Here is a 745-nt window from a genome sequence, read left to right on the forward strand (position 1 = left end):
GGCACTGTCTAGTTTAGCACCTCTTCGGCTGGCGTGCGTCCATCGAGCGCCTGGTGCGGCCGCTGATGGTTGTAGTAGTGCATAAACTGCGCAAGCCATTCGCGGACGCTCGCCCGACTGCCCACCCACGAATTGTGGAAGCGGTCGGCCCGCATCTTGAGCGTGTGAAACCACTTCTCGATCAGGTTTCGCTCCACGTAGTCGACCCGACCGCCCAATCCAAGTCGGGCAAGGGCAGTCCGATAGCCGTACTGGTCGACGAGAAACACCGCCTCCGAGCAGTCGTGTTTCTCCGTGAGACCGTGCAGGAACGCAGCCGCTGGATCGGTCCCATGCCGACCAAACAACGCGACGTCGAGAATCAACTTCGTCTCGACGTCGATTGCAGCATACAGCCAAGACTGCTCGCCGTTGATCTTGACAGCGGTCTCGTCGACGGCGACCCGCGACGGCTGCGCCGTCGGCGGGTCACACCCGCTGTCAGCGAGTCGATGAACCCAGTTCCAGACCGCTCCATGAGAGCGTTCGACGCCTAATTCCGCGAGAATCGTTGTTGTTTCTCTAACTGAACAACCGGTCTGATGGAGCCGGACGGCGAACGCCCTGACGGGCGTCGCCGTCCGCTCGTTCTCCCAAACTTCTTCTAAATCCCCGTCATACGTCTCGTTGAGCAGGTCTGCGAGCATCCTAGGCAGATCACTCAACGACCTGCTCGTTCCTCAAACTGGCTCAACTAGACAGTGCC

At 60.0% G+C, this 745-nt stretch carries 1 protein-coding gene; it reads right to left on the minus strand.

Annotated elements, in window-relative coordinates; translation table 11 throughout:
- Nucleotides 1-8: 8 nt before the first annotated feature.
- Entirely contained in the window at nt 9-686 is a 678-nt protein-coding gene (locus SM754_RS20125; protein ID WP_323677924.1) for an IS6 family transposase, read from the minus strand.
- Between the last annotated feature and the right edge of the window lie 59 nt (nt 687-745).

The organism is Halorubellus amylolyticus (genome assembly GCF_034808145.1).
GTDB lineage: Archaea > Halobacteriota > Halobacteria > Halobacteriales > Natrialbaceae > Halorubellus.

Bases quoted from the DNA above. Each gene is read 5' to 3' on its own strand.
- SM754_RS20125 (WP_323677924.1), bottom strand. From the start codon at position 686: ATGCTCGCAGACCTGCTCAACGAGACGTATGACGGGGATTTAGAAGAA.